Origin of the sequence: Paraburkholderia sp. MM5477-R1 (assembly GCF_050436385.1) — a bacterium.
Taxonomy (GTDB): domain Bacteria; phylum Pseudomonadota; class Gammaproteobacteria; order Burkholderiales; family Burkholderiaceae; genus Paraburkholderia; species Paraburkholderia tuberum.
The window spans coordinates 447,377-469,586 of the sequence record NZ_JBNDMC010000006.1; the positions used below are offsets into that span (position 1 = coordinate 447,377).

The 22,210-nt window shown below is 62.1% G+C and carries 23 protein-coding genes and 3 pseudogenes; 16 read left to right on the forward strand and 10 right to left on the reverse strand.

All coding sequences use genetic code 11. The annotated features are described in order from the left end of the window. Positions 1 to 46 precede the first annotated feature (46 nt). Positions 47 to 823, reverse strand: a complete 777-nt coding sequence (locus OKW35_RS20380) for a transporter substrate-binding domain-containing protein (protein WP_429552983.1) — start codon at positions 821 to 823, stop codon at positions 47 to 49. A gap of 305 nt (positions 824 to 1,128) precedes the next feature. Between OKW35_RS20380 and OKW35_RS20385 the strand changes: the two genes are divergently transcribed. The 6 genes and pseudogenes from OKW35_RS20385 to OKW35_RS20410 form a co-directional block, all read left to right on the forward strand. Then, complete coding sequence (locus OKW35_RS20385; protein WP_429552984.1) at positions 1,129 to 1,710, forward strand: RNA polymerase sigma factor; 582 nt, start codon at positions 1,129 to 1,131, stop codon at positions 1,708 to 1,710. A gap of 12 nt (positions 1,711 to 1,722) precedes the next feature. Next, positions 1,723 to 2,031, forward strand: a complete 309-nt coding sequence (locus OKW35_RS20390) for a hypothetical protein (RefSeq protein ID WP_429552985.1) — start codon at positions 1,723 to 1,725, stop codon at positions 2,029 to 2,031. A 2-nt stretch (positions 2,032 to 2,033) separates the two neighbouring features. Further along, positions 2,034 to 2,330, forward strand: a complete 297-nt coding sequence (locus tag OKW35_RS20395) for a 4Fe-4S dicluster domain-containing protein (protein ID WP_429552986.1) — start codon at positions 2,034 to 2,036, stop codon at positions 2,328 to 2,330. Positions 2,331 to 2,404: 74 nt separating this feature from the next. Next, the gene (locus tag OKW35_RS20400) at positions 2,405 to 3,121 is read left to right on the forward strand and encodes an O-methyltransferase (RefSeq protein WP_429552987.1); all 717 of its coding nucleotides are present in this window, start codon (positions 2,405 to 2,407) and stop codon (positions 3,119 to 3,121) included. Between the two features lie 61 nt (positions 3,122 to 3,182). Then, a pseudogene (locus tag OKW35_RS20405) lies at positions 3,183 to 3,299 on the forward strand (DinB family protein); the annotation flags it as partial. Between the two features lie 24 nt (positions 3,300 to 3,323). Beyond that, positions 3,324 to 3,632 (forward strand): annotated as a pseudogene (locus OKW35_RS20410) (alpha/beta fold hydrolase); the annotation flags it as partial. Positions 3,633 to 3,688: 56 nt separating this feature from the next. On the opposite strand, the gene OKW35_RS20415 reads toward OKW35_RS20410, so the two are convergent. Beyond that, positions 3,689 to 4,300, reverse strand: coding sequence for a TetR/AcrR family transcriptional regulator (locus OKW35_RS20415; protein ID WP_429552988.1), 612 nt, complete (start codon positions 4,298 to 4,300; stop codon positions 3,689 to 3,691). A 336-nt stretch (positions 4,301 to 4,636) separates the two neighbouring features. Between OKW35_RS20415 and OKW35_RS20420 the strand changes: the two genes are divergently transcribed. Together OKW35_RS20420 and OKW35_RS20425 are read left to right on the forward strand one after the other, a co-directional pair. Further along, on the forward strand, positions 4,637 to 5,341 hold the full coding sequence (locus tag OKW35_RS20420; RefSeq protein ID WP_429552989.1) for an SDR family oxidoreductase: 705 nt from the start codon (positions 4,637 to 4,639) through the stop codon (positions 5,339 to 5,341). A gap of 30 nt (positions 5,342 to 5,371) precedes the next feature. Beyond that, positions 5,372 to 5,506, forward strand: a pseudogene (locus tag OKW35_RS20425) (alkene reductase); the annotation flags it as partial. Between the two features lie 257 nt (positions 5,507 to 5,763). Here the strand turns inward: OKW35_RS20425 and OKW35_RS20430 are convergent. Continuing rightward, positions 5,764 to 6,108, reverse strand: coding sequence for a DoxX family protein (locus OKW35_RS20430; protein WP_429493072.1), 345 nt, complete (start codon positions 6,106 to 6,108; stop codon positions 5,764 to 5,766). Positions 6,109 to 6,110: 2 nt separating this feature from the next. Next, positions 6,111 to 7,034 carry an NAD-dependent epimerase/dehydratase family protein gene (locus tag OKW35_RS20435; RefSeq protein WP_187627221.1) on the reverse strand — a complete coding sequence of 308 codons (924 nt, stop codon included), beginning with the start codon at positions 7,032 to 7,034 and terminating at the stop codon, positions 6,111 to 6,113. A 130-nt stretch (positions 7,035 to 7,164) separates the two neighbouring features. On the opposite strand from OKW35_RS20435, the gene OKW35_RS20440 reads away from it, so the two are divergent. After that, a complete protein-coding gene (locus OKW35_RS20440) occupies positions 7,165 to 7,770 on the forward strand; it encodes a TetR/AcrR family transcriptional regulator (RefSeq protein ID WP_429352877.1) in 606 nt (201 codons plus the stop codon). Between the two features lie 137 nt (positions 7,771 to 7,907). Here the strand turns inward: OKW35_RS20440 and OKW35_RS20445 are convergent, their stop codons facing one another. Next, positions 7,908 to 8,153 (reverse strand): hypothetical protein, encoded by a 246-nt coding sequence (locus tag OKW35_RS20445; protein WP_429334639.1) that lies wholly within the window; start codon positions 8,151 to 8,153, stop codon positions 7,908 to 7,910. On the opposite strand from OKW35_RS20445, the gene OKW35_RS20450 reads away from it, so the two are divergent. Further along, positions 8,145 to 8,462: a hypothetical protein gene (locus tag OKW35_RS20450; protein WP_184055060.1), complete on the forward strand. Its 318-nt coding sequence runs from the start codon at positions 8,145 to 8,147 to the stop codon at positions 8,460 to 8,462. The genes OKW35_RS20445 and OKW35_RS20450 overlap by 9 nt on opposite strands. Before the next feature lie 69 nt (positions 8,463 to 8,531). After that, the gene (locus OKW35_RS20455; protein WP_018425166.1) at positions 8,532 to 8,783 is read left to right on the forward strand and encodes a DUF1488 domain-containing protein; all 252 of its coding nucleotides are present in this window, start codon (positions 8,532 to 8,534) and stop codon (positions 8,781 to 8,783) included. A gap of 284 nt (positions 8,784 to 9,067) precedes the next feature. On the opposite strand, the gene OKW35_RS20460 is transcribed toward OKW35_RS20455, so the two are convergent. Next, positions 9,068 to 13,024 carry an autotransporter outer membrane beta-barrel domain-containing protein gene (locus OKW35_RS20460; RefSeq protein ID WP_429552990.1) on the reverse strand — a complete coding sequence of 1,319 codons (3,957 nt, stop codon included), beginning with the start codon at positions 13,022 to 13,024 and terminating at the stop codon, positions 9,068 to 9,070. Positions 13,025 to 13,456: 432 nt separating this feature from the next. Further along, positions 13,457 to 14,368, reverse strand: coding sequence for a CHAD domain-containing protein (locus OKW35_RS20465; RefSeq protein WP_429552991.1), 912 nt, complete (start codon positions 14,366 to 14,368; stop codon positions 13,457 to 13,459). 242 nt (positions 14,369 to 14,610) lie between these two features. Here OKW35_RS20465 and OKW35_RS20470 point away from each other — a divergent pair, with 242 nt between their 5' ends. Beyond that, the gene (locus OKW35_RS20470; protein WP_429552992.1) at positions 14,611 to 14,979 is read left to right on the forward strand and encodes an NUDIX hydrolase; all 369 of its coding nucleotides are present in this window, start codon (positions 14,611 to 14,613) and stop codon (positions 14,977 to 14,979) included. A gap of 103 nt (positions 14,980 to 15,082) precedes the next feature. Here OKW35_RS20470 and OKW35_RS20475 read toward each other — a convergent pair whose 3' ends face one another. Continuing rightward, positions 15,083 to 16,324, reverse strand: coding sequence for a cystathionine gamma-synthase family protein (locus OKW35_RS20475; protein WP_429552993.1), 1,242 nt, complete (start codon positions 16,322 to 16,324; stop codon positions 15,083 to 15,085). Between the two features lie 202 nt (positions 16,325 to 16,526). Between OKW35_RS20475 and OKW35_RS20480 the strand changes: the two genes are divergently transcribed. Further along, a complete protein-coding gene (locus OKW35_RS20480; protein WP_429552994.1) occupies positions 16,527 to 18,167 on the forward strand; it encodes an MFS transporter in 1,641 nt (546 codons plus the stop codon). Positions 18,168 to 18,177: 10 nt separating this feature from the next. Here the strand turns inward: OKW35_RS20480 and OKW35_RS20485 are convergent, their stop codons facing one another. Together OKW35_RS20485 and OKW35_RS20490 are read right to left on the reverse strand one after the other, a co-directional pair. Beyond that, positions 18,178 to 18,570: a hypothetical protein gene (locus OKW35_RS20485; protein WP_184005010.1), complete on the reverse strand. Its 393-nt coding sequence runs from the start codon at positions 18,568 to 18,570 to the stop codon at positions 18,178 to 18,180. Between the two features lie 93 nt (positions 18,571 to 18,663). After that, a complete protein-coding gene (locus tag OKW35_RS20490) occupies positions 18,664 to 19,659 on the reverse strand; it encodes an aldo/keto reductase (protein WP_429349230.1) in 996 nt (331 codons plus the stop codon). Between the two features lie 233 nt (positions 19,660 to 19,892). Between OKW35_RS20490 and OKW35_RS20495 the strand changes: the two genes are divergently transcribed. From OKW35_RS20495 to OKW35_RS20505, 3 genes are all read left to right on the forward strand, one after another. Then, positions 19,893 to 20,525 carry an isochorismatase family cysteine hydrolase gene (locus OKW35_RS20495; RefSeq protein ID WP_429552995.1) on the forward strand — a complete coding sequence of 211 codons (633 nt, stop codon included), beginning with the start codon at positions 19,893 to 19,895 and terminating at the stop codon, positions 20,523 to 20,525. Positions 20,526 to 20,738: 213 nt separating this feature from the next. Then, complete coding sequence (locus OKW35_RS20500; protein ID WP_429552996.1) at positions 20,739 to 21,251, forward strand: hypothetical protein; 513 nt, start codon at positions 20,739 to 20,741, stop codon at positions 21,249 to 21,251. Between the two features lie 106 nt (positions 21,252 to 21,357). Then, positions 21,358 to 22,203, forward strand: a complete 846-nt coding sequence (locus OKW35_RS20505) for a helix-turn-helix domain-containing protein (RefSeq protein ID WP_429553815.1) — start codon at positions 21,358 to 21,360, stop codon at positions 22,201 to 22,203. Positions 22,204 to 22,210 lie beyond the last annotated feature (7 nt).

Sequence of the window (22,210 nt, forward strand, 5' to 3'; positions counted from 1 at the left end):
TGCGGGGCGATGTGCGCCTGAGCAGTGCGTGTGATGATCATCACATTCACGCGCGGTTGAGCACCAGACCTGGCCGACGCCCGTCTTGTACTCGACCCGCGAGAGCGGGATCGATCTCGTTGTTTGTCAGGCCGAATTCCGCCATGCGAGCACGATGATCTGGCGAGCCCAGATATGAACAAAGGGCTTTGTTTACCGCCTGGATCAGATCGCTGTTACTTCTATTGAACGAGAATGCCCCGAGCGGAGGCTTCTGCTGCTTGCCGTTCGTTCCCGGTTCGTGCTCGATAGCCTCGAGCATTGAGCCTCCGATCCGGTTCGCAATGATCCGATTCCCCAAGGCCGTGCTCGCATACGCATCGACGGCGCCAGAGAGAACCGCTTCGACAGCGTCGGCCTGATGCTCGAAGACGACTATTTGGTCCTCGCTTACGCCAGACGCTTTCGCTGAGTCGTGCTGTACCTGTCCGGCTATGATGCCAAGGCGCGCATCAGCGCGTTTGGCAAGCGACACGTAGCTGTCGAGCGCTTTCGGGTTTCCAGTCCGAACCAGAAAACCGTCTGCGATCCCCCATACCGGGACGCTGAACGCGACCATATTGGCGCGTTCGCGTGTGACGAACAGCGGAACGTTCATATCCCACCTGCCTGCTTCAACGCCGGGCAGGAGTTCACTAAACGACGTCGGATGATGCTCGATCCGGGTTACGCCGATCGCCCGAAGAACCGCGTCGGCCAGATCGATGTCAGCGCCCGTGGGGGTACTATCTGCTTCCGTCCAACCGAACGGGGGTTCTTCGATGTACGCAATCGTTACCTTCATCGCCGTGTCTCGCCAATTGGGAACGGCCATTAAATGCCGGGCCGAATGTTGACGATTCTACTTACATGCGCGGTTGTCGTTGCGGCGGCTCTCTCTGAAACGAACGCGGTTATGCCTGGATTGGGTGTCGGTCTTATGGACGTTGGTTGGATTTCGCGGCATCGCCACGGAAACGCACCCACGTCTTCCGGTCAATCCATGGTCACAACCTTGTCACGCACTGCCTCAAGCGAACCGGCAGTTGCTCAAGGAAAGATTTTTCGCGCTCACCACAATATTCGCGCTCCTGAAACGTCTTCAGGCGCATGGAACCGCCACCCACCTCGCACCCGATGACCGACCGAGACAGCGACATCACCGCCACCGTGGTGCGTGAGCGCACGAGGCTCGTCAATTTTATCCGGCGTCGAATACGCGACCCGGACGACGCCGAAGACATCCTGCAGGATGTGTTCCACGAATTCGTGCAGGCTTACCGGCTTCCCGCTCCGATCGAACAGGCGAGCGCGTGGCTTTTCCGTGCCGCGCGCAATCGCATCATCGATCGTTTTCGCAAGAAGAAGGAGCAACCGCTGACCGATCTGTCTGAGGCCGAGGACGAGACCACCGGTGAGTATCGCCTCGACCTCGCCCTGCCGGCGCACGATGCAGGCCCCGAAGCGCTTTACGCTCGCGCTGTATTGCTCAAGGCCTTGCAGGATGCGCTCGATGAGTTGCCGCCGAATCAACGTGAAGTATTTATCGCGCACGAGTTGGAGGGGCGGCCCTTCAAAGACATGGCGGCGGAAAGCGGTGTCACGCTCAATACGCTGCTCGCGCGCAAACGCTACGCGGTCTTGCATCTGCGCGCCCGACTGCAGGCCATTTATGACGAACTGGATATATAGAGGAGTCGAGGGATGAAGTTTCGAATCAGATGTGTGGGCAAAGCGCTGCTGGTGGTGGTCGCCATAGGCGTGCTCGGATGGGTGGTCATGACGCTATGGAATTGGGTGATTCCGGCGCTATTCGTTGGCGCCCGTGCGATCGACTTCGCGCACGCGTTGGGCTTGCTGGTTTTGAGCCGCATCCTGTTTGGCGGATTCCGCGGACACGGCGGCTGGCGCGAACGGCGTCACTGGCGCAAATGGGAAGCGATGACGCCCGAAGAACGGGAGCATTTCCAGACGGCATGGCGATCGGGCCGCGACCGGCCCGCGGGAGATTGACCATGCGCGAGAAATCAACGGGCGACTGCAAACAGAAGCCGGGCGTGATTGCGCCAGTCGTCGACCTGAAACGTTGCGAAGGCAAGGGCGATTGCCTGGAGGTCTGCCCTGAGAATGTGTTTGAGATCCGGCGCATCGATGACGTCGATTATCTCAGCCTCGATTTGATGCACCGCCTCAAGCTACGCGTGCATGGAATGAAAGTCGCCTACACACCGAACGCGTACGCCTGCAGGTCGTGCGGTCTTTGTGTGACGGCGTGCCCTGAACGCGCGATCAAGCTCGCCAGAACGGCATAGCGTTACGCGTTTTAAGAAAAGCGCAGGCCGCCTGGCGCAGTGGTCAGTATTATCGATCTCCTCAAGGAGCGCACATGGCTTCATCAACCACGGATCTTCTGCGACAGCTTCACGAACAGAGCCAGACAGAAGTGATAGCCCGCGCACAGGCGCAATTTCAGGGATCGAGCGAGGAGTTTCTGAGTCTCGCGGAGGAATACGAAACGCTCGTACCTCGACTCCGTGGACGGTTTTTCGAAACGCTCGGGCTATCGAGCGAGGATTTCGAATCCTCGCAAGGCACTGCTCTATCGTTAGCCGTGTCAGCGGAAACGGGACGGTTCTTACGCAACATGGTGCTTTCGCACAGGCCGGCTCGAATCCTCGAGCTCGGCAGTTCCTGCGGCGTGTCCACGCTGTATTTCGCCGAGGCCCTTCGCACGTTAGGCAGTGGGACGGTTGTAGCGACTGAACTCGATGCTGTTAAGTGCGCACAACTTCGGGCCCACGTCAGAACGGCGGGCGTAGACGCTTATGTTGACCTGCGGGAGGGCGACGTCTTCCAGACCGTTTCCGAACTGGACGGCACTTTCGACATGGTGTTTATCGACGTCTGGGCCAACACCTATCTGAATCTGTTCAAGCAGATTGAGCGCCTGCTATGCCCGGGATCTATCGTTCTCGCCGACAACATGTACACCGCCGAGGACGCCGTTCGGCCATACAAGCACTACCTCGACGACGATCCGCGCTTTTCGACCACGACGCTGGACTTTGAATCAGGGGTCGAATTTACAGTCGTCGTGTCATAGGCTGACGAAGAGTGGACGCCGTCCAGAATCCGGTTCATGTGCCATTCAATCTGGGTTGCGAGCGGAGCAGCTTATGCGTTGCGGGCTCCGCGATGGTGTGCGGCGCATGACTCTCGAAGAACTCGTGCGTGAGTTACTTGACCACGATCGGACTCATTTGCTTGAACTCGAAGAACTTGATGACGAAGAGAGGACGACCGATATGAAGAACGACCCGCCCGTCATTTTCATTCACGGCTTCATCGGAACCTTGGACGTATGGCAATACGAACCCAAGCACGCCTCCCCCGATTTGCTCGGCTATGGAAAGCATCGGTCCGTCCCGTTCGAGCAGATTTCCTTACTCGCGCAAGTCGAGCATATTCGCGGGTTCGTTGACGCACGCTTCGGAGCAAGACGTGTTGATGTCGTTGGTCACTCGATCGGCGGATCGATCGCGATGCTGTTTGCACACGCATATCCAGGATACGTCCGCCGGATTGTCAATGTTGAAGGCAACTTCACGTTGGACGCCCCCCGCCGACCTACGCATTCCCACGCAGGGCCCCCGGGGCCGCAGGCGGCGTATCAGCCATCCGACCTGCTGCGGCGCCCGCTGTCCGGCGTGACCGGGTCGTCGAGCGCGTCGACGAGCGTGCGCCGCCCCGCGTCGAGGATTTCGTCGGCGAAGGCCGGATCGGCGCCTGCGATCGCACGCGACAGCACGAGCGCCCCGACCATCTGACTGAACGCTGCAATCGCATCGCGACGGGTTTGTTCCGTCGTCGCGCCTTCCGTGGCGATCATGGCTGCAAGCCGGTCGAGATACGTGGCGAGGCCGCGCGCGTAGGACGCACGCGCCGCGTCGGTCATCCGCGGAGCGTCGCCAGCGAAGCCGGACAGCGGGCACCCTGCTTTGACGTTGTCGCGGTGCGAGGCGGACAGGTAGCGTGCCGCCTGCTTCCCCAGGCTGCCGCCGTTTGGCGAATCCGCGTAGTCTTGCATCGCCTTTTCCATGACCGCGGTGACCAGCGCATCCTTCGACTTGAAGTGGTTGTAGAAGCCACCCTGGCTAAAACCGGCTTCCTTCATCAACTCCGTCAGCCCCACGGCATCGACTCCGCGTACCCGGAAAAGCCGCTCGGCGGCCGCGACGATCGCGCTGCGGTTCTCGGCGGCCTGCTGTCGTGACACCCCCATCGATCTCTCCCTTATACAAGCGATCGCGTCGATTGAAAAACACAATGTCGATCACCATTGACATGCCGTAATTACGTCGACACAATGCGCCGTAAGACGATGGTGATCGACATTGACATGAGTGTAGCCGACTTTCGCGCATAACGCGAAGCAACGCCGGCGTGGCACGGATGGCAGTCCAGGTTGATCGCGGTTCTTTGATGCCGGCGGGCGGCGGACGTTGGCGCCGTTCGGCGGCGCAACGGTTCGGTACGCAAGGGCAGGTTTGTTTTCTCCGGATTTCACGCGCGCTGCGAACCGGCGCCCATGCGATTCGCTCATGCGAAAGGATGAGATATGAAGATCGAAGGTGCTGTTGTTTTCGTGACGGGTGCGAACCGCGGGCTTGGCCTTGAGTTCGCGAAGCAGGCGCTCGAAAGAGGAGCGCGCAAGGTCTATGCGGGCGCGCGCGATCCGGCCAGCGTAACGCTGCCGGGCGTCGTGCCCGTGAAGCTTGACGTGACCGATCCGGCGGCCGTGGCCGCTGCCGCCGACGCGGCGGGCGACGTCACGCTTCTGATCAACAACGCGGGCATCGCGCGGCTCGGCAGTCTGACGGACGACGGCGCGCTCGACGCGTTACGCGATCACTTCGACACCAACGTGTTCGGGATGCTGTCGATGTCGCAGGCGTTCGCGGGCAAACTTGCCGGCAACGGCGGCGGCGCGATCCTGAACGTACTGTCTGTTGCGAGCTGGATAAACCGGCCGATTCTCGCGGCTTATGGCGTGTCGAAGTCGGCCGCGTGGGCGGTGACCAACGGCCTGCGTCACTCGCTGCGCGAGCAGCACACGCAGGTGGTCGGGCTGCATGCCGGTTTTATCGATACGGATCTGACGCGCGGGCTGGAAGTGCCGAAGGCGACGCCGGCCGACGTCGTGCGTCAGGCATACGACGCGATCGAGGCAGGGGCGGAGGAAGTGTCCACCGACGAGTTCACGCGGCAGGTGAAGGCCGGGTTGTCGGCAGGCGTCTATCTCGACGCTCCGGCGCCGCACTGAAGGCGCCCGAGCGCCCGCTCGTCGCGCGCGGGCATCTGGACGGAAAAGCAGGTCGCGGGCTGGAAGGAGGTGACCTCTGCGGTTCACGCAGCCGGCGGTCTGATCGTCTCCCAGCTCTGGCACGTCGGGCGAGTCTCCGATCCCATCTTCCACGCCGGGGATATGCGCCACGAATGGCCGGTAGTGGCCGCGCGCTGCCCCATGCATGAGGGACCGTTTCCCGTGGCACGTAAAGCGGCGATCTGCGGCAGGCGACCCGGAGCGCCCAGCCATCGCTACAAAAAGCGGACGCATGACGCACGCGATCAAACTGGAGTTGCTCCAATGCAGCTATCCGTGCGCGTATTTCAAGTACCTGCAGCACGGATTGCCCGCACGGCCTGTTAGCGTCCCGGGCTCACTCGCCCGGTGGCAAGGAAGCCTCAACCGCGGACCGCCACAGTAGCCACAATGAGAGCCGAGAAGATCAGCGCCGGGGCGAGATGCCGGAACGGTTCCCGATTTCGTAGCAACGTGAAGAGCGCACCGATCATGATCGCACCGGCCAGGGTTAGGCCTAAGACTCTGGTTTGTCGTCCAGCAAGAAGTGCCGCAGTCAACAACTCGAGAGCGCCACAGAGCCACTGAAACCATGCCGGATAACCCCAGCGTGCGAAGTCGCGCTTCACAGCGCCGGGTCTTGCGAGATTGACCATCCCAGCAACCGCGAACAGAACCGCTACGATCGTCGCGAGGATCGATTCTAAAGACGCACTGTTCCACACCATCGTCATGCTCCGTTGATTTGCTGAAAGTGTTTTTGTGCAGAGAGGTCCGCAATCAGGCCGGGGCCATGGGGCTCCCACGCAAGAACTCGGCGGGCATGCTGGCCGCTTACTGTCTGGTCGAGCGCCAGTGCGTCAGCGAACAGTCCAAGCGATTTGCGAGCATCGTCGAGCGACCAGAGTTCGACGCGATCGGCGCCGACCGAGGCCCGAATCGCTTCACCCATTTCGGCAACGGCAACGGCATCTTCCGCGACCACGTTGAAGATCTGTCCCGTGACCCGACCGTCCCCGCTTGCCGCCTGCTCCACCGCGCTCAGGTAAGCCGTGGCGAGATCGTCGACGTGAACGGCAGGCCAGTGATCGCGACCATCGCCGACGACCCTCACACTGCCGGTCTGACGGACCATCCCGGCAAGCATGCCGAAGACGCCACCGCCGTAGCCGTGCACCATCGCCGGCCTGAGAATCACCGCGGCAATCGAGCGGCTCGCCGCTAGCGCCCGCACATGTTGCTCCACTGCGGGCCGCCAGGCGATGAGTGGTGTCGGGTTCAGCGCCGAAGCTTCAGTCGCGGGCTCCCCCTCCGTATTGCCGTAGACCCAGGTGCCCGACGTATAGACAAACGCCGCGCCCGGCTGCAAATGCGAAAGCATCGCTACAGCCGCAGCCTCATCAACTGCACCGGCGGAAGCATCATTGGTCGACGCCATGTGCACCACGCCCTCGGCGGCACCGGCAGTCGCAGCGAAAGACTGTGGCTCGCGCAGGTCGCCGGAATGCAGTTTCACGCCGAGATCTGCCAGCGCGCTGGCAGCAGCCGACCTGTCCTGGCGCACCAGCGCCGTCACCTGATGGCCGCGGCTGATTGCCTTGCGCGCGACCGCTTGCCCGATGTAGCCAGTACCACCTGTCATGAACAGTTCCATAGCGTTCCCCTCGATGATTGCCTGCGAAGTTGATAAGTCACACGAACGAGACTTACCGGTCTCGTTTTGACAAATCTAAACGAGACTGACCAGTCTTGTCAACTACTTGGCGATCTGTTATTTATCTGGGATGAACACACCCTCTCTCCCCGACCTGAGCCCGCTGCAACGCCGTAAGCGGTCCGCCATCCTCGAAGGCGCGAGAACCGTTTTTTTAAGCCAAGGTTTCGGCCTGGCAACAATGGACGATGTCGCCGCGGCCGCTGGCGTCGGCAAACAGACGGTCTACCGCCACTTCAAGTCGAAGGAGGCGCTCTTCATTGGTCTGGTGAGTTCGATGTGCGCTCAGGTGGGTGGACTTCTTGCCGGGGCTCAGGACGAGCAATCCGATGGATCACCCGAAGTCGAGTTGCACGAGTTGGGGTGGTTGCTGGCACGAAGCCTTATCGTGCCGGATTACCTGCGGCTTTACCGGGCCATCGTCGCTGAGGCCGAGCGTCTTCCGGAACTCGGCCAGGTGTTTTACGAAAATGGCGCAAAGGTCGTACGTGCCTTCGCGGCAAAAATTCTGCGAAAGCGATTTGACGAATCGACTGCTGTATTGCGGGCAGCGACATTCGTTCAGTTGGTGCTAGGCGACGCGTATCTGGAACTGTCAATTGGCTACACGGTGCCCGATGTTGAAGCGCGCTTTGCGCTGCAGATTGACGAGGCCGTGGCGGCTGCACTTCGCTAAAATGGGCCAACCCTGTCGGTTTTCCGCGTAGCGACCCTCCACATCAGTTCATTTTGACGCCGCGACCAAACTAAGCGCGTATGCTGGGGGTACCACCTTCTCACGCAACGCATCAGGAGCAACACCATGGCCAAGAGTCAATTACGCAGCACTCGCGAAGCGAAAAAGCCCAAGCAACCCGCGAAGCCGTCAGTGCCGGCAAAGCCGTTCAGCACGGTTCGTTCGCGGGTTGCGAACGAAGGTGTCGCCAAGAAGAAGACGTAAATCGGTTGGCCGCGGACACGCGGCACAGCGATCACATGCAACTTGTAACGTTCACCGCAGTAAATTGATATCTCCACATTGAAGGCGCAAACCGCTTCGGGAGGTGCATCATGATCCATCACCACTCGGACCCCACTTTTCGTGGGCTTCCGCTCACGGCCGAGCAAGACTCGGAAATTCGTCATTACCTGAACAGGAAGGCCAAGCTGGGCAAGCCATGGAATACTCCCGAGTTGCGTGGGATGCTTGAGGACATGCTGCTGCCGCCAAGTACCGAAGACGACAGCGAGAGCGATATCCCGAGCGACGCGTCGAGCGCCGCTGAGCGCGCAGCCGCGTTCGTCGATCAGGACATGGAACCAATCGAGGCGTATGAGGAATTGCATGCCGCGATGGAAGCCGAAAGCATGAAAGGCGATCCGCACTAGCGGGAGCGCGCCGCGCAGGTAGTGAGCGTGCAATCCGGTCCATCTGAGGCATAGAACGAAGGACGACACATGGCACTCAGTTTTTCCAACCCCAGCCGCAGCTATGATGGGATCAGGCATGGCGTGTGGTTCTGGGGATACGACAAAGCACGCGAGATTACCTTCTTTGTGGAAGACCGCGTACTGAAGCATTTCGACTCCGCCCTCGGTACTGACGAAGCCGAGGTGCTGGCCTCCTTCGACCGGAATCGCAATGAGATCCTGAAGGTCGCCATGACCCTCTATGCCGAGGGGCCGCAGACTCTCTACACGCTGCACTAAAGCTTCATCCGGTCACCCATGCTGAATGAGTTGATCCAGTTCAGGCGATCAACGCGTTTTCATGCAGGCTCGATCCGCTGCTGCCGGTCGACGGCTTCCGCATGCTGAGGCTGTTTTTGATGCACTTCGGCCAGTCGCCGGGGCGATCGCTGACGACTTCTCGACCGAAGTCGACTCTTGATATCAGGACCGGCAAGGCAGTTATAAGTCTCCTTTGCCTGCCTACATTTGTGCATCCACGACCTGGAAGGTCGGGATGCAGGACACCTTGCACTTTAGAGGCCCTACCATTGGTAGCGCACGCCGAGATCGCCCGCGACGCCGCTACGGCGGACATTGCTGTCTCCACTCACGGCGAACTGGTAGCCGAACTGTCCGTAAAGGTTCAGCCGCTCCTTGAGCCTGGCGGTGACACCGCCGGCGAGTTCCAGTCGCGTGGCCTGCACATTCAGCGGCACCCGGTCATTGGCGAAGGTCGTGGTGGCCTGGGCATTGAAATCCCGCCACAGGTTGGCACGCACATACGGCTGCCACACCGCTCCCTGGCTGCCTTCGATGGTCCACTTCCCGCGCACGCCGAGGCGGCCACTCGCACCCGAAGTGGAGCCGAGGGAGACTTCACCCAGACCATCGTTCGCGTCGGAGAACGACACGTGCTGCCAGATGATCTGCGCCTGCGGCTCCAGCTCGAAACCCGGGCCGAGCGGCAGCGGGATCGGATAGCCCCCCTCGAGTGATGTCGCGAAGCCCGTACCCCGGACCGGCAGATTCGCAAACTGAGTGGTCGCGGAGCCGTCGTAGTGCGTACCCTGCACAACCGCATCGACATACCAGCCACTGGGGCCGTAGTCCGTCCAGTAGCCTCCGCCTGTATATGCATTCAGATGCATTGAGCCGGTGTGCTCCAGCGTGTATCCGGTTGCCGCTGCGTTGGTGACCAGGCCATTGACATCTGCACTGCCGTAGCCGTATGCAAAGTAGACGCCTGCAGCGTCGCGATGACCGGGCCAGACGCTTCCACGCCATACGTCGAGACCGGTCTGCACGCCTCCGACTCCGCCGCTCACGCGCGGATCGGCGTAAGCCTCGTAGCGGTTGTCGATCTGGCCGCCGAACACGCGTCCCCAGGCGGAGCTTGCCCAGCCCGAGCCGCCCGCGCCGCCGCTCTCCGTCGTGAGCGTGTCGCCGATGCGCTCATGGAGCGTCCCGAGCATCTCGACACCCATCTGCCGGGCGACCGGTTGAACTACGCCATAGGTGGCCAGTTCCGGCCCGATGATCGGGTAGACGCCTGGCGGCAGCGGATCCGGTGGGGGCTCGGTGCCAGGTCCAGTTCCCGGTTCCTCTTCGCCTCCCTCCGGCGGGGGCGGCACGACGAACGACGAGCGCAGAAACCAGTCCTCGGGATTGCTGCTGTTGACGCCACCGCGAAACAAACGATAGTCTTCGGCGCCACCGCGCGCCTCGCCGACGAGCGCAAAGGCGTCCGACGCCGTGGTGCCGCCGTTGGTTGTCTCGACGACGAGAATGCCGTTCCCCGTCGTCAATCCACCGGAGCCGCCTGCATTCGTGATACGTACGGCTGAAGGATCGGCGCTGCCGCCGTTGATGATGAGTCTGTCCGACGGCGAGCCATCCAGACCGAGGAACGTGCGCAGCGCGAGCGTGCCGCCGGCACCCACGAAATTTTTGACAGTCATCGCACCGAATTGCCCTGCCGGGAGCCCGAAGCCCGGCTCAACCGTTCCGGCATTGGTGACGGTGTTCAAGTCCGTTCCTGTACCGCCCAGGGTTCCGTTCGCCTCCACATTGACCGGCGACTGCAACGAGCCGGTCAGATTGAGCACGCCATTGCGAACGTTGGTCGGACCAGTAAAGGTGTTCTGGCCGGATAACGTGAGCACGCCGTTGCCGGCCTTGGCCAGTGCCCCGCTTCCGGAGAGCACGCCGGACCATGTCGCGCCCATGCCGTTGGTGTCGATGGTCGACGTCGTGCCTCCGACCAGCGTTGCGTTGACGCCTGCGCTCAGCGCCGAACCCACCACCTGTATCGTTCCTCCACCGAGATTGAATGCATAGGTGCCACCCAGATTGTTGAAGTCGCCGAACAGCGAACTTCCCCCAATCTGCAGCGTGCCGCCCGACAGGTTATACGTGCCGTTGCCGGCCGCCGCGAGGAACAGTCTCGACGCGCTGCCGATTGCAAGGGTACCGCCGGTCTGGTTGATCGTACCGGTGCCCTGGCTACCCGAGGACACGACGTTCGAGCCGATGAACAGCGTCCCATCAGCCACGTCGAAGGTGCCGCCGCTCAGATTGAGCGTGCCGCTGCTCGGGTTGCCTTGCGTATTGCGGCCGAGCGTCATGAAGTCGGTGGTGCTGTTGCCGAATGTGACCGTTCCGCCCGCCAGGTTGTAGGTGCCCGTACCGCCCTGGTTGCCGATGTTCAGCGACACCGGCGTGCCCGGCATACCGAAGACGACGTTGCCCGCAGTCTGCGTAACCGTGCCCGTGCCGCCGAAGTCACCGACCTGGAGCGCGGAGTTGAATGTGAGCGTGCCGCCGCTCACGTTCAACGTGCCAGACGACGTCGATCCGGGGACCTGCGTCGCGAGGGTATTGCCGAGGCCCAGCGAAAGATAGTCGATCGCGGTGCTGCCGCTGGAGACCGCTAGTCCACCGCCCACCACAAAAGCCGAGCCGCCCTGAATCCGCGCACCGTTGATCGTGAACGTCCCTGCGCCAGTCTTGACGAAGATGCCTTGCAGCGCGTCGCTCGCCGTGCCGGCATTGATGATCGTGCCGGAGAAGCTGGTGCTCGTGTTATCGGTGCCAACCACCAGTATGTTCGTGCCGTCGATCACGGTGCCGCTGCCCGACAGGTTCGGCAGCGGCACGACGCCCGTCGCGACCCCCGGAATCGGAGTGGTTGTGACGCCCGAAATATCGAAGGTGCCGTTGTTTAACATCCCGCTGGTCAAATTGATGCTGCCGCTTCCCGTCAGCGCCAGCGTGCCAGCAGAGATGGTCGTCGTGCCGGTATAGGTATTCGCATTGGTCAGTGTGAGCACGCCGTTGCCGGCCTTGGCCAGTGCCCCGCTTCCGGAGAGCACGCCGGACCATGTCGCGCCCATGCCGTTGGTGTCGATGGTCGACGTCGTGCCTCCGACCAGCGTTGCGTTGACGCCTGCGCTCAGCGCCGAACCCACCACCTGTATCGTTCCTCCACCGAGATTGAATGCATAGGTGCCACCCAGATTGTTGAAGTCGCCGAACAGCGAACTTCCGCCAATCTGCAGTGTGCCGCCCGACAGGTTATACGTGCCGTTGCCGGCCGCCGCGAGGAACAGTCTCGACGCGCTGCCGATTGCAAGGGTACCGCCGGTCTGGTTGATCGTACCGGTGCCCTGGCTACCCGTGGACGTGACGTTCGAGCCGATGAACAGCGTCCCATCAGCCACGTCGAAGGTGCCGCCGCTCAGATTGAGCGTGCCGCTGCTCGGGTTGCCTTGCGTATTGCGGCCGAGCGTCATGAAGTCGGTGGTGCTGTTGCCGAATGTGACCGTTCCGCCCGCCAGGTTGTAGGTGCCCGTACCGCCCTGGTTGCCGATGTTCAGCGACACCGGCGTGCCCGGCATACCGAAGACGACGTTGCCCGCAGTCTGCGTAACCGTGCCCGTGCCGCCGAAGTCGCCGACCTGGAGCGCGGAGTTGAACGTGAGCGTGCCGCCGCTCACGTTCAACGTGCCAGACGACGTCGATCCGGGAAGAGTTGGGGCATTGCCCAGGCCCAGCGAAAGATAGTCGATGGCGGCGTCGCTGCTCGTCGCCGCCAGTCCACCGCCAATCACGAATGCGGAGCCCCCCCGGATCCTTGCGCCGTCGATCGTCAGTGTTCCGCCACCCGTTTTGACAAACTGGCCTTGTTGCGACGTTGGATCGCTCGCAACGCCAGCATTGTTGATCGTGCCGGAGAAGCTGGTGCTCGTGTTATCGGTGCCAACAAACAGGACGTTGTTGGCGGGGGTGTCGATCGTTTCGCTCCCGGAGAGATTGGGCCGTTCAGTCACCGTCTGCTGCGCCAATGCCGGCACGGGTGACAGGCCCATGAGCCATATGGCATGGAGGATGCAGAAAGGGTTGAGTCGCTGGTGCCGCGTCGTCAGCGGAATCGTCAATCGACCGCGCGCGCCGCCGGCCAACGTGCTTAACGATGCGCGATGAATCGTTCTTGCCGCCACGACGACCCTCCGTTACCTGCCGGTGGAAGTTTGCCAAGTCACGCGAGCTTGACTTCGGGAGACCGACCCATCGACGTTGACTTTGGAAAGCATCTCCCCGAACAGTCGTTGCCTTACTGGTTGTGCGCACGCGATTGAGTTGTTGCCAAGTTCTGCTAAGGGTAGGTAGGCAGATTGATTTGTCAAGAATTAACCTGGAAGGCGTCTATTGCGGTCCTGTCATGCGAGTTACCAACGGCTCGCCACCCGAGAAAAGCGCCTGAGCATATCGTCGTGTCCCGATTGGATCTCCGCTTTCCAGATTGTCACTGACGTTTGACTGTCCCGGCGATGCTTCCGGTGAGCGGCTCCTCGTGGCCGAGCGCAGCCGTTTACCAACCGCGCGACAACCCGGTGATACTTCGGCATCCACACAGTCAGATCGCGCCCGCCTCAGTTAGAGATGCCTCGGACCCGCCGCGATGCCTCCCGCATCCGTTGGGACTTCTGCTTTCCCAACCATTGCAGCGATTCGCGCACGACCTCGGGCGGAACCTCATTGAATGACGCGCTGCGAATCAGCGCCTCGCTTGCGGCAATGTCGTTGAACTGCCCCAGCTTGTTCTGCACGGATGTCAATTCCTTGATGGTGCGACCGTGTCCGCCTTTGATAACGGGTTGAAAAAACTCCAGCAGGTACCTCAGTTTTTTGCCTGCCTTTCGAACGTCGTGAAGATCCTGCTCGTGGGTGTCCTCGCTGCGTGCAGCGCGTCTGCTTCGCTTTTGAAGTGCACGCTGTGCTAGACGGACACGCTTCTCGGCGAACGCCTGAATGGGTAGATTGTCGCAACGCGACAGCAGTGTGGTTTGCGCGCGAAGCGTGACATCGTTCAGAAACGCCTCGACATCGTCGCTTTTGATCATCGTCTGGCTATGCACCACCGCCTGCGCGCGCTTCTCGCGCGCCGCGGCCACCAGCAGTTCGATCGAGGCGCCGGACTCCTTGGCGGCTCTCAGCAGATCGCCTGCTATGTCCCAGTCACGGGTTCGGCCTGCCACGGCCGCAAGACACTTGAATTCTTCGGTGGCTTGCGCGGTCGATTCCTCTCCGAGGTATGGAGAGTACGCCCAGTACAAAGCCCGAAGCTTTCTGAAAGCGACGCGAAGCTGATGAAACCCTTCTGCATCGCTCTGCGTGGATAGCTCTCTTGCCCTTTGCACGGCTTCGGCCATCACTGGCGCCGCCAGCGACGAGAAGGTACTGGCGATGGAACTCGTTTTTGAAAGTGATGAACCGGCCGTCCGGCGGTTGACTTTGAAGAGAGTGTTTGGCCGTGGCAAGGACCAGTCACCATCCATATCCATTGCAGCCTCGAGTCGGATAGAAAATTCATTTGCCGAGACCTTACCATAGCGACTCTCGAGCGCCGAGATTGTGACGCGGTGATGACATACTTTAAGCTGCCGCGCGTCCGCTGTCCTCGCTTCGAAACATTACCGGCTTCTGCTGTTCTGTATTAGGATGCTCAACTATGTCTGGCAACGCCCGATACGCCGCCGTGTGGTGCGCGTCTTGAGAGTATCTGGGGCATAAGTGGGAGTTCGGTTTGAAGAAACGCGCCACCGTGATCTGTCGCAGAGGTAAGCGAATCCTTCTGGTCGCACGTAGTCAAGCAAAGTGGGCTTTACCGGGCGGGATCCTCAAGCGTGGAGAACATCGCACGGACGCCGCACTTCGGGAACTCAAGGAAGAAACTCAACTATCCGGCAGGTCGGCCAAGCATCTCTTCGACTTCCGTGGCAAGCAGAAGCACCATCACGTGTTTTCCTGCGAAATCCCGAATCGGGCCAAAGCTCGCCCGAGTAATGAAATATCCAGGTGTCGCTGGGTTCACATGGACGAGATCCGTCGCCTCATGACCAGCGGGCCGACGACCGATATCGTGAAGCTCATGTATCAGCGGCGCAGGAAGTAGCCCAGACCTTCAACTGATACCCCGACGTCCGATTGCACTGCCAGGAACTAAACAAGCGAGGGCGGCGCACCAGCCTCGCTCAGAATTTCGAAGGCCCGAAAAACTACGCCGCGAACTTGAGCGCCTGTGCGAAATCCGCAATCAGGTCGTCGATATCCTCGATGCCCGCGGACAGCCGCAGCATGCCGTCTGAAATACCCATCGCCTTGCGCGTTTCCGGCCCGGCTTCGAAAAAGATCGTCGGCGCGACGGGAATGATCAGGGTGCGCGTGTCGCCGAGACCGGTCGCCTTGACCGGCAGCTTGAGCGCGTTGACGACTTCGACCATGCGATCCACGTTGAGTAATTCGAACGACAACAGCCACGACGCGCCCTTGAACAGCGTCTGTGCGATCTCGTATTGCGGATGGCTCTTCAGGCCAGGATAGAACACTTGGCCGATCGCTTCGTGCCCTTCGAGAAACTGCGCGAGCGCGAGCGCATTGTCGCTGCTTTGCTTCACGCGCAAGGCGAGCGTTTCCGCGCCCATCGCGATCGAGTGCGCCTGCTCGGACGACAATGCCGCGCCCATGTCTCGCAGGCCTTTCTTGCGGATCTGCAGCAGCCCCTGATCCTTCGCCGCCGAACGCCGATAGTCGTCGGCGATGTTCGGATACGCGCTCCAGTCGAACAGACCGGTATCCGTCACCGCGCCGCCGAGGGCCGCGCCATGACCCGCGATAGTCTTCGTCAGCGAGTTGATGACGAGGCTCGCGCCGACCGCCTTTGGCTTGAACAATGCGGGCGAGGTAATCGTGTTATCGACGAAGTACACGATGCCGCGCTCACGGCACACGTCACCGATACCTTGCAGGTCGGGAATCTGCGTGCCCGGATTCGCGATGGTTTCGACGAACACCATGCGCGTATTCGGCCGGATTGCGTTCTTCACGTCGTCGACGTTGCACGCGTCGACGGTCGTGACTTCGACGCCGAGCGCCCGCAACGTGCCGAACAGACTGTTGGTGTTGCCGAACACGTAACGGCTCGACACGAGATGATCGCCCGCGCGCAGCAGCGTCAGGAACGTCGCGGTGATGCCGGCCATGCCTGTGCTGAAGCAGACCGTGCCGACGCCTTCTTCGAGGCTGGTGATCTTGCGCTCGAGCGCGGCGGTGGTGGGCGTGCCCTGCCGTGCGTAATTGAAGCCGCCTTTCTTCGTGCCCTGGAACACGCCGATCAGGTCCTCGACGCGCTCGAAACCATATTGCACGGACGTATGAACTGGCTGACGCAAGGCACCGTGCTCGGTGCCCGCAATTCTGTCGCCGTGAACGATGCCAGTGGTGAAACCTTGCTTGTCCATTCCTTCTCCGCTTTTTTAGATCGATTGCTTCCAACCGATTATCACCTGTAACCGCTCGCCGGCGAAGTCCTTGGCGTCCCGTCCGGCGGCGCGGGACACCCCGAATGGGCAAAACCCGCTCCGCGATGTTGCGCTGCGGGGTTGACTAGCCTTGGTGGCACGAACAGGCTCTAAGTCTTCATCGACCAGCACGGGAGCGAACGTGGCCGACCCTGATCATCCTGGTAGCAAGCCGAGGACGGCGCACGTCATCGCCGCGCAGGCGAGCCCGTGCGACGAGCTCATCATCCGCACGCAGCCAATCACGACCGGCCGCCCGTGCCAGCGCAAGCGCCTCGCGCTGGCCGCGACGATCGGTGGTTCGAGCATGGCGTTCATCGATGGCTCCGTCGTCAACGTCGCGCTGCCGGCCATTCAGAGCGAACTCGGCGCGAGCGTCGCGGCGATGCAGTGGGTCGTCAACGCGTATCTGCTGTTTCTCGGCTCCCTCGTGCTGGTCGGCGGATCGATGGGCGACAAGCTCGGCCGGCGTACGGTGTTCATCGCGGGCGTCGCGCTTTTCACGCTGGCGTCGGCCGCTTGCGGGTTTGCACCGAATACGTTTGCGCTGGTCGCCGCGCGCGCGGTTCAAGGCATCGGCGCGTCACTGCTGGTACCCAGCAGTCTCGCGATCATCGGCGCGGTGTTCGACGACGCAGCGCGCGGACGGGCAATCGGCACCTGGGCGGGCGTCGGCGCGATCACCTCGGCCGTGGGGCCGGTGGCGGGCGGCTGGCTCGTCGACGCGTGGTCGTGGCGCGCGATCTTCTTCCTGAACGTCCCGCTCGCGGCGCTGACGATCGCGCTCGCCATATCAGCGGTGCCCAACAGCCACGGGGCCGATGCGCCTGGACAGCTCGACTGGCCCGGCGCACTGAGCGCAGCCACGGGCCTCGCCGCGCTGACGTTCGGCCTGACCGAAGCATCGGCGCGTGGCTTCGCGCATCCGCTCGTATTCTGTGCGATTGGCGCCGGCGTGCTGATGCTCGCCGCATTCGTGACCATTGAGGCGCGCAGCCCCAACCCGATGATGCCGCTCGACCTGTTTCGCTCGCGCGACTTCGCCGGCGCCAACCTCGTCACACTGCTGCTTTACTTCGGCCTTGGCGGCACGTTCTTCTTCCTGCCGTTCACGTTGATCCGCGCGCATGGCTACACCGCGACCGAAGCGGGGGCGGCGCTGTTGCCGGTGCCTTTCATCATCGGTTTGCTATCGCGCTTCACTGGCGGTCTGACTAGCCGCTTCGGTCCGCGCACGCTGCTGACCGTTGGCCCGGGCGTCGCCGGCGTCGGGTTCACGTTGCTGGGGCTGCCGTTCGTGCGCGGCAGCTATTGGGCTGAATTCTTCCCTGCGCTCGTCGTGCTCGGCCTCGGCATGACGATCACCGTCGCGCCGCTTACCACGACCGTGATGGGCGCGGTGCCGAGCGACCGCACAGGCGTGGCGTCCGGCATCAATAACGCCGTTGCGCGCGTGGCGGGCCTGCTGGCGATTGCGGTGCTCGGCATCGTGTTCGTGTGGTCGCACCACGCGGCGCTATCGGCGCGCCTCGACGAACTGCATGTGCCGCAAGATACGCGCCAGAGCGGGCAATTGCTGGCGCCGGTCGAGCAAGCGGGAGGGGCGGCGGGCGACTCGCATACGCCGAGCGAGACATCCGTGGCGCGCGCGCAAGCCGATGCGATGACCGACGCGCTGCGGGCCGTCGCGCTCGTCTGCGCCGCGTGTGCGTTCGCCGGAGCGGGGCTTGCGATGGCCACCATCCAGCCGCTGAAACGGCCGGCGGTGGCGCGCCCGGAGTGAGATACGAAACTCAGTGGTGAACAGGCCGCACCGGGGACCCCGTCGGCCGGATCACCGCGGCCGCTCGCGCCTCGATTCTTGCCGCCGACGAAGTCGGTTGATGTGGCGCGCTGTCGTACCCGTTCATTTGTTCATCGATGACGAAATCCGCGACTCTCATCGCGTCCATCGCGTTGCCGTCCACGTCGTTCCACTCGCGAATCGCGCGATTGACCTTGGTTAGCGCGGTGACAGCAAGCAGTATGGCGTCGGTCTCGGTGATCTTGCCTTCGAGATCGTCTACGAGGTAGTCCGCAACACGTAGAGCCGCGCCGATCAGATTGCTGTCGTCGCTCAAGTCCGTCAGTACCGCATGAACCACTGCGAGGCAAGCATCTTTGCGTGCAAGTGCGATGTCTGTCATGAGGTTCTCCAGAGTCGAGGTACAAACACAATTTATTCCGGGTGCTCCCTGCATGTCGAATGCGCCCACCGCGAAGCCGCCACCGCGTTGCCTTTACCAGCGCTGGTGGACGTGCGGCGCGATATGGCGCTGATACACATCCCGGACCCGTTGCATTACCTCGTCGGACAGCGGCGCGAGGCTCGCGGCCGAGACGTTCGACGCCGCCTGGGCCGCGTTTTTACTGCCCGGGATGATGACGGAGACGGCATCCTCCATCAGGATCCAGCGCAGAGCCAGCTGCGCCATGGAGGCGTTCACGGGTACCAGGCCGCGCAGTTCATCGACCGCTTGCAACGCGACGTCGTAGGGTACGCCGGAGAACGTTTCGCCGACGTCGAACGCCTCGCCATGCCGATTGAATGCACGATGGTCGTCTGATGCAAAAGTCGAATCCGCGGACATCTTGCCCGTGAGCATGCCGCTGGCCAGAGGCACTCGCGCGATGACCGCAACGTCTTTCTTTTGCGCTTGCCTGAAGAACAGATCGGATGGACGCTGACGGAACATGTTGTAGATGATCTGCACCGAAACCACGTTCGGATATTCGATCGCCTTCAGCGCTTCTTCCACCTTTTCGACCGACACGCCGTAGTAGCGGATCTTGCCGGCGGCGACGAAGTCGTCCATTGCGTCGAACACCTCGGGACGGTAGTAAACCTCCGTCGGCGGGCAATGCAGCTGGACCAGGTCGAGCGTGTCGACGCCGAGATTCGAGCGACTCCGGTCGATGAAAGCTTCGAGCTCGCGCTTGTTCAGATAGCCGCTGGTCACATGCGGGTCGAGTCGGCGCCCGAGCTTGGTGGCGACAATCGGACGTTCGCCGCCTCGTTGCCGCAGCACGTCGCGGATGATCCGTTCGGAGCGACCGTCGCCGTAGACATCGGCCGTGTCGATGAACGTGACACCGTTATCGAGCGCGGCATTCAGCGCGGCCTTGGCGTCATCTTCCGCAACACTGCCCCACGAGCCGCCGATCGCCCATGCCCCAAAACCGATTTCCGACACATTCCAGCCGGTACGACCAAATTTTCTCGTCGAAAGCGTCATTTGGATGCTCATCCTCTGTTTTTTTGCGAAGTTGCGTCGCAGGTGGTTCATGACCCTTGCGGGAGCGCCGGCGACCTTTGTACATAGTGTAGCAAGCGGGCAGGGCCGTTGAAGTGGGGTATGCGTCCGGACGAAATCGATGATCGCCCGCGCGATGCGATGAAGTATGATTTCCACGGCATCGAAGCGGCTGCTCCGACAACAGGACGTGGAACCCGGAAGAAGGTGGCGTAATGACAACCAACGCAGGTTCTGACGGCATCGCGAACGACGGGCTCGGCGGCACTCGCACGAGTGCGCGGATTCCGGCCATCGCACCATCGCGAACCGCGCTTGTCGTCATGCACTACCAGACCGACATTCTCGGACTCTTTCCGTCGGTCGCGCCCGCCTTGCTCGCCAATACGCGCAGCTTATGCGACGCGGCCCGGGCCAAAGGCGTCAGCGTCTATTTCGCCAACCTCAGGTTCAGTCCGGGCTATCCGGAAGTCAGCCCGTTGAACAGGAACGGGCAGGGAATCAAAAGTCTTGGCCTCTTCCTCGTAGACCGGATCGCGCCAGAGTTGGGCCAGCAGGCCAACGAACCGCTCGTCATCGCGCATCGTGCGAGCGTGTTCTTCGGCACCGATCTGGAGGCGAAGCTTTCCGGGCAAGGTATCGATTCGCTGATCATGGTCGGCATCGCGTCGACCGGCGTCGTGCTCTCCTCGGTCGCGTACGCCAGCGACGCGGACTTCCGCCTGTATACGGTGAAGGATTGCTGTTACGACCCGGACCAGGTGGTCCACGAGCATCTGTTTTCTACCGCATTCGATTCACGCACTACGGTGCTGTCACTGGCGGACGCGTTACTGCTGCTCGCGTAGACCAATATCGCCAGCTCGATTACGTCTTTGCCCGGCGTTCCGTTGGTTTCGCTACGAACAGACCCCGCTATCGCACCAGCGCTTTCGGGCCGCCCGGCGTGACCGCGTAACCGTCGGTGCATGCCGTATTCGGCGATCACGATGAGTTACTCGCCACATCGGCATGTGATTTGCTGGCTGATACTGGAAGAGAAACCAACCGGATGACAAAACGTGGCGCCGAAAACAACGGGCATCGCCCCGCTCCAGATGTTCGAAAGCGTCGTCATCCGGTTGTACGACGGCGGCGTCCTGTCGCCGGCCGTGCTCGAACGTGTGATCGGCGCCTTCGCGCAAGCGGATGTCGACTGGCATGACACGGTGGAGGGCCGCTCCGTCGACGGTCGTTCACTGCACGAAATCGTCGCGCTGACGATGCTGCCGGGACAACCTGTCCGATCGGCATCGGCATCGTTCATGACTGTGATCGAACACATCGCGAGCGTCGCGCCGGATACGGACGAGAAAGCAGCACAGCCAAAAACCGCGCGACGCAAAAAAACCGCGCCGCCCGTGGATGAAACGGACGCGGAGTCGGAGTCCGAATCGCAAGAACTGCTTGCGCAATTGTCGGGCGACGGACGATCCAGCAAGCGCCGCCGCGCGACTGAACAGGATCGGCCGGCGGGTTCGCGCGGCTATAACCCGTTCGTCAACGCACGGCCTCCGCGTTCGAAGAAGCCGTGACGCTGGTTGCCTTCGTCGACAGGAACGGTCGTTGGCCCAACCCGATTCCCCCGCTGCCGTACACTATCCGCTGGCCGCATCGCCCGCTGCCCGCCAGCTCCAACCCATGCCCACTCCACTCAGTCCCGCCAACTGGCTAACCGCCCGCCGCGATGCCGAAACCGGCATCGAGAGCCTGCGCGCGCATTTCGGCGGCCACGCCTACGATCCGCACGATCATGACGACATGTTGATCGGCTATACCGAGCAGGGCGTGCAACGCTTCCAGTGTCATCGGTCGTTGCACACGAGCGTGCCGGGCCGCGCGATCCTGATCGAGCCCGGCGCGCTGCACGACGGTCACGCGCCAGAGGCAGCCGGCTTCACTTACGCGATGCTGTATCTGCCGCAAGCCTGGGTCGAGCGCGCGGCGCGGCGGCTCGATCTGCCGGGACTGGCCGGCGTCGAGGCGGCGTTCGGCCATACGCTGGTCGACGACCGTGCGCTCATCGATGCGATCGGCCAGGCCTTCGCCGCGATCCACGGCAACGAGGGCCGGCTCGCGCGCGACCAGACGCTCGATCGTCTGCTGCTGCAACTCGGTGCCCAGCTACGCGATGCGCCGCTGACCGGCGACCCCGCCGCGTCACCTGCGATCACGCGGGTGCGCGATCTGTTGCACGAACACATGGACGGCAATCTCGGGCTCGACGAACTCGCCGAAGTTGCCGGCATCGACCGGTTCAGGTTGACACGTCTGTTTCAGCGCGCATTCGGCACCTCGCCGCACGCGTATCTGGTGCACTTGCGCCTGCGCGCCGCGCGGCGCCTGCTCGCGACCGGCCGCACGCCCGCGCAGGTCGCCGCCGAAGTCGGCTTCGCGGATCAGAGCCATCTCGGCCGCTGGTTTCGTCGGGCGTACCGCGTGACGCCGGCGGCGTACCGACAGATGTGCACAAACGTTCCAGACTGATCGCGCG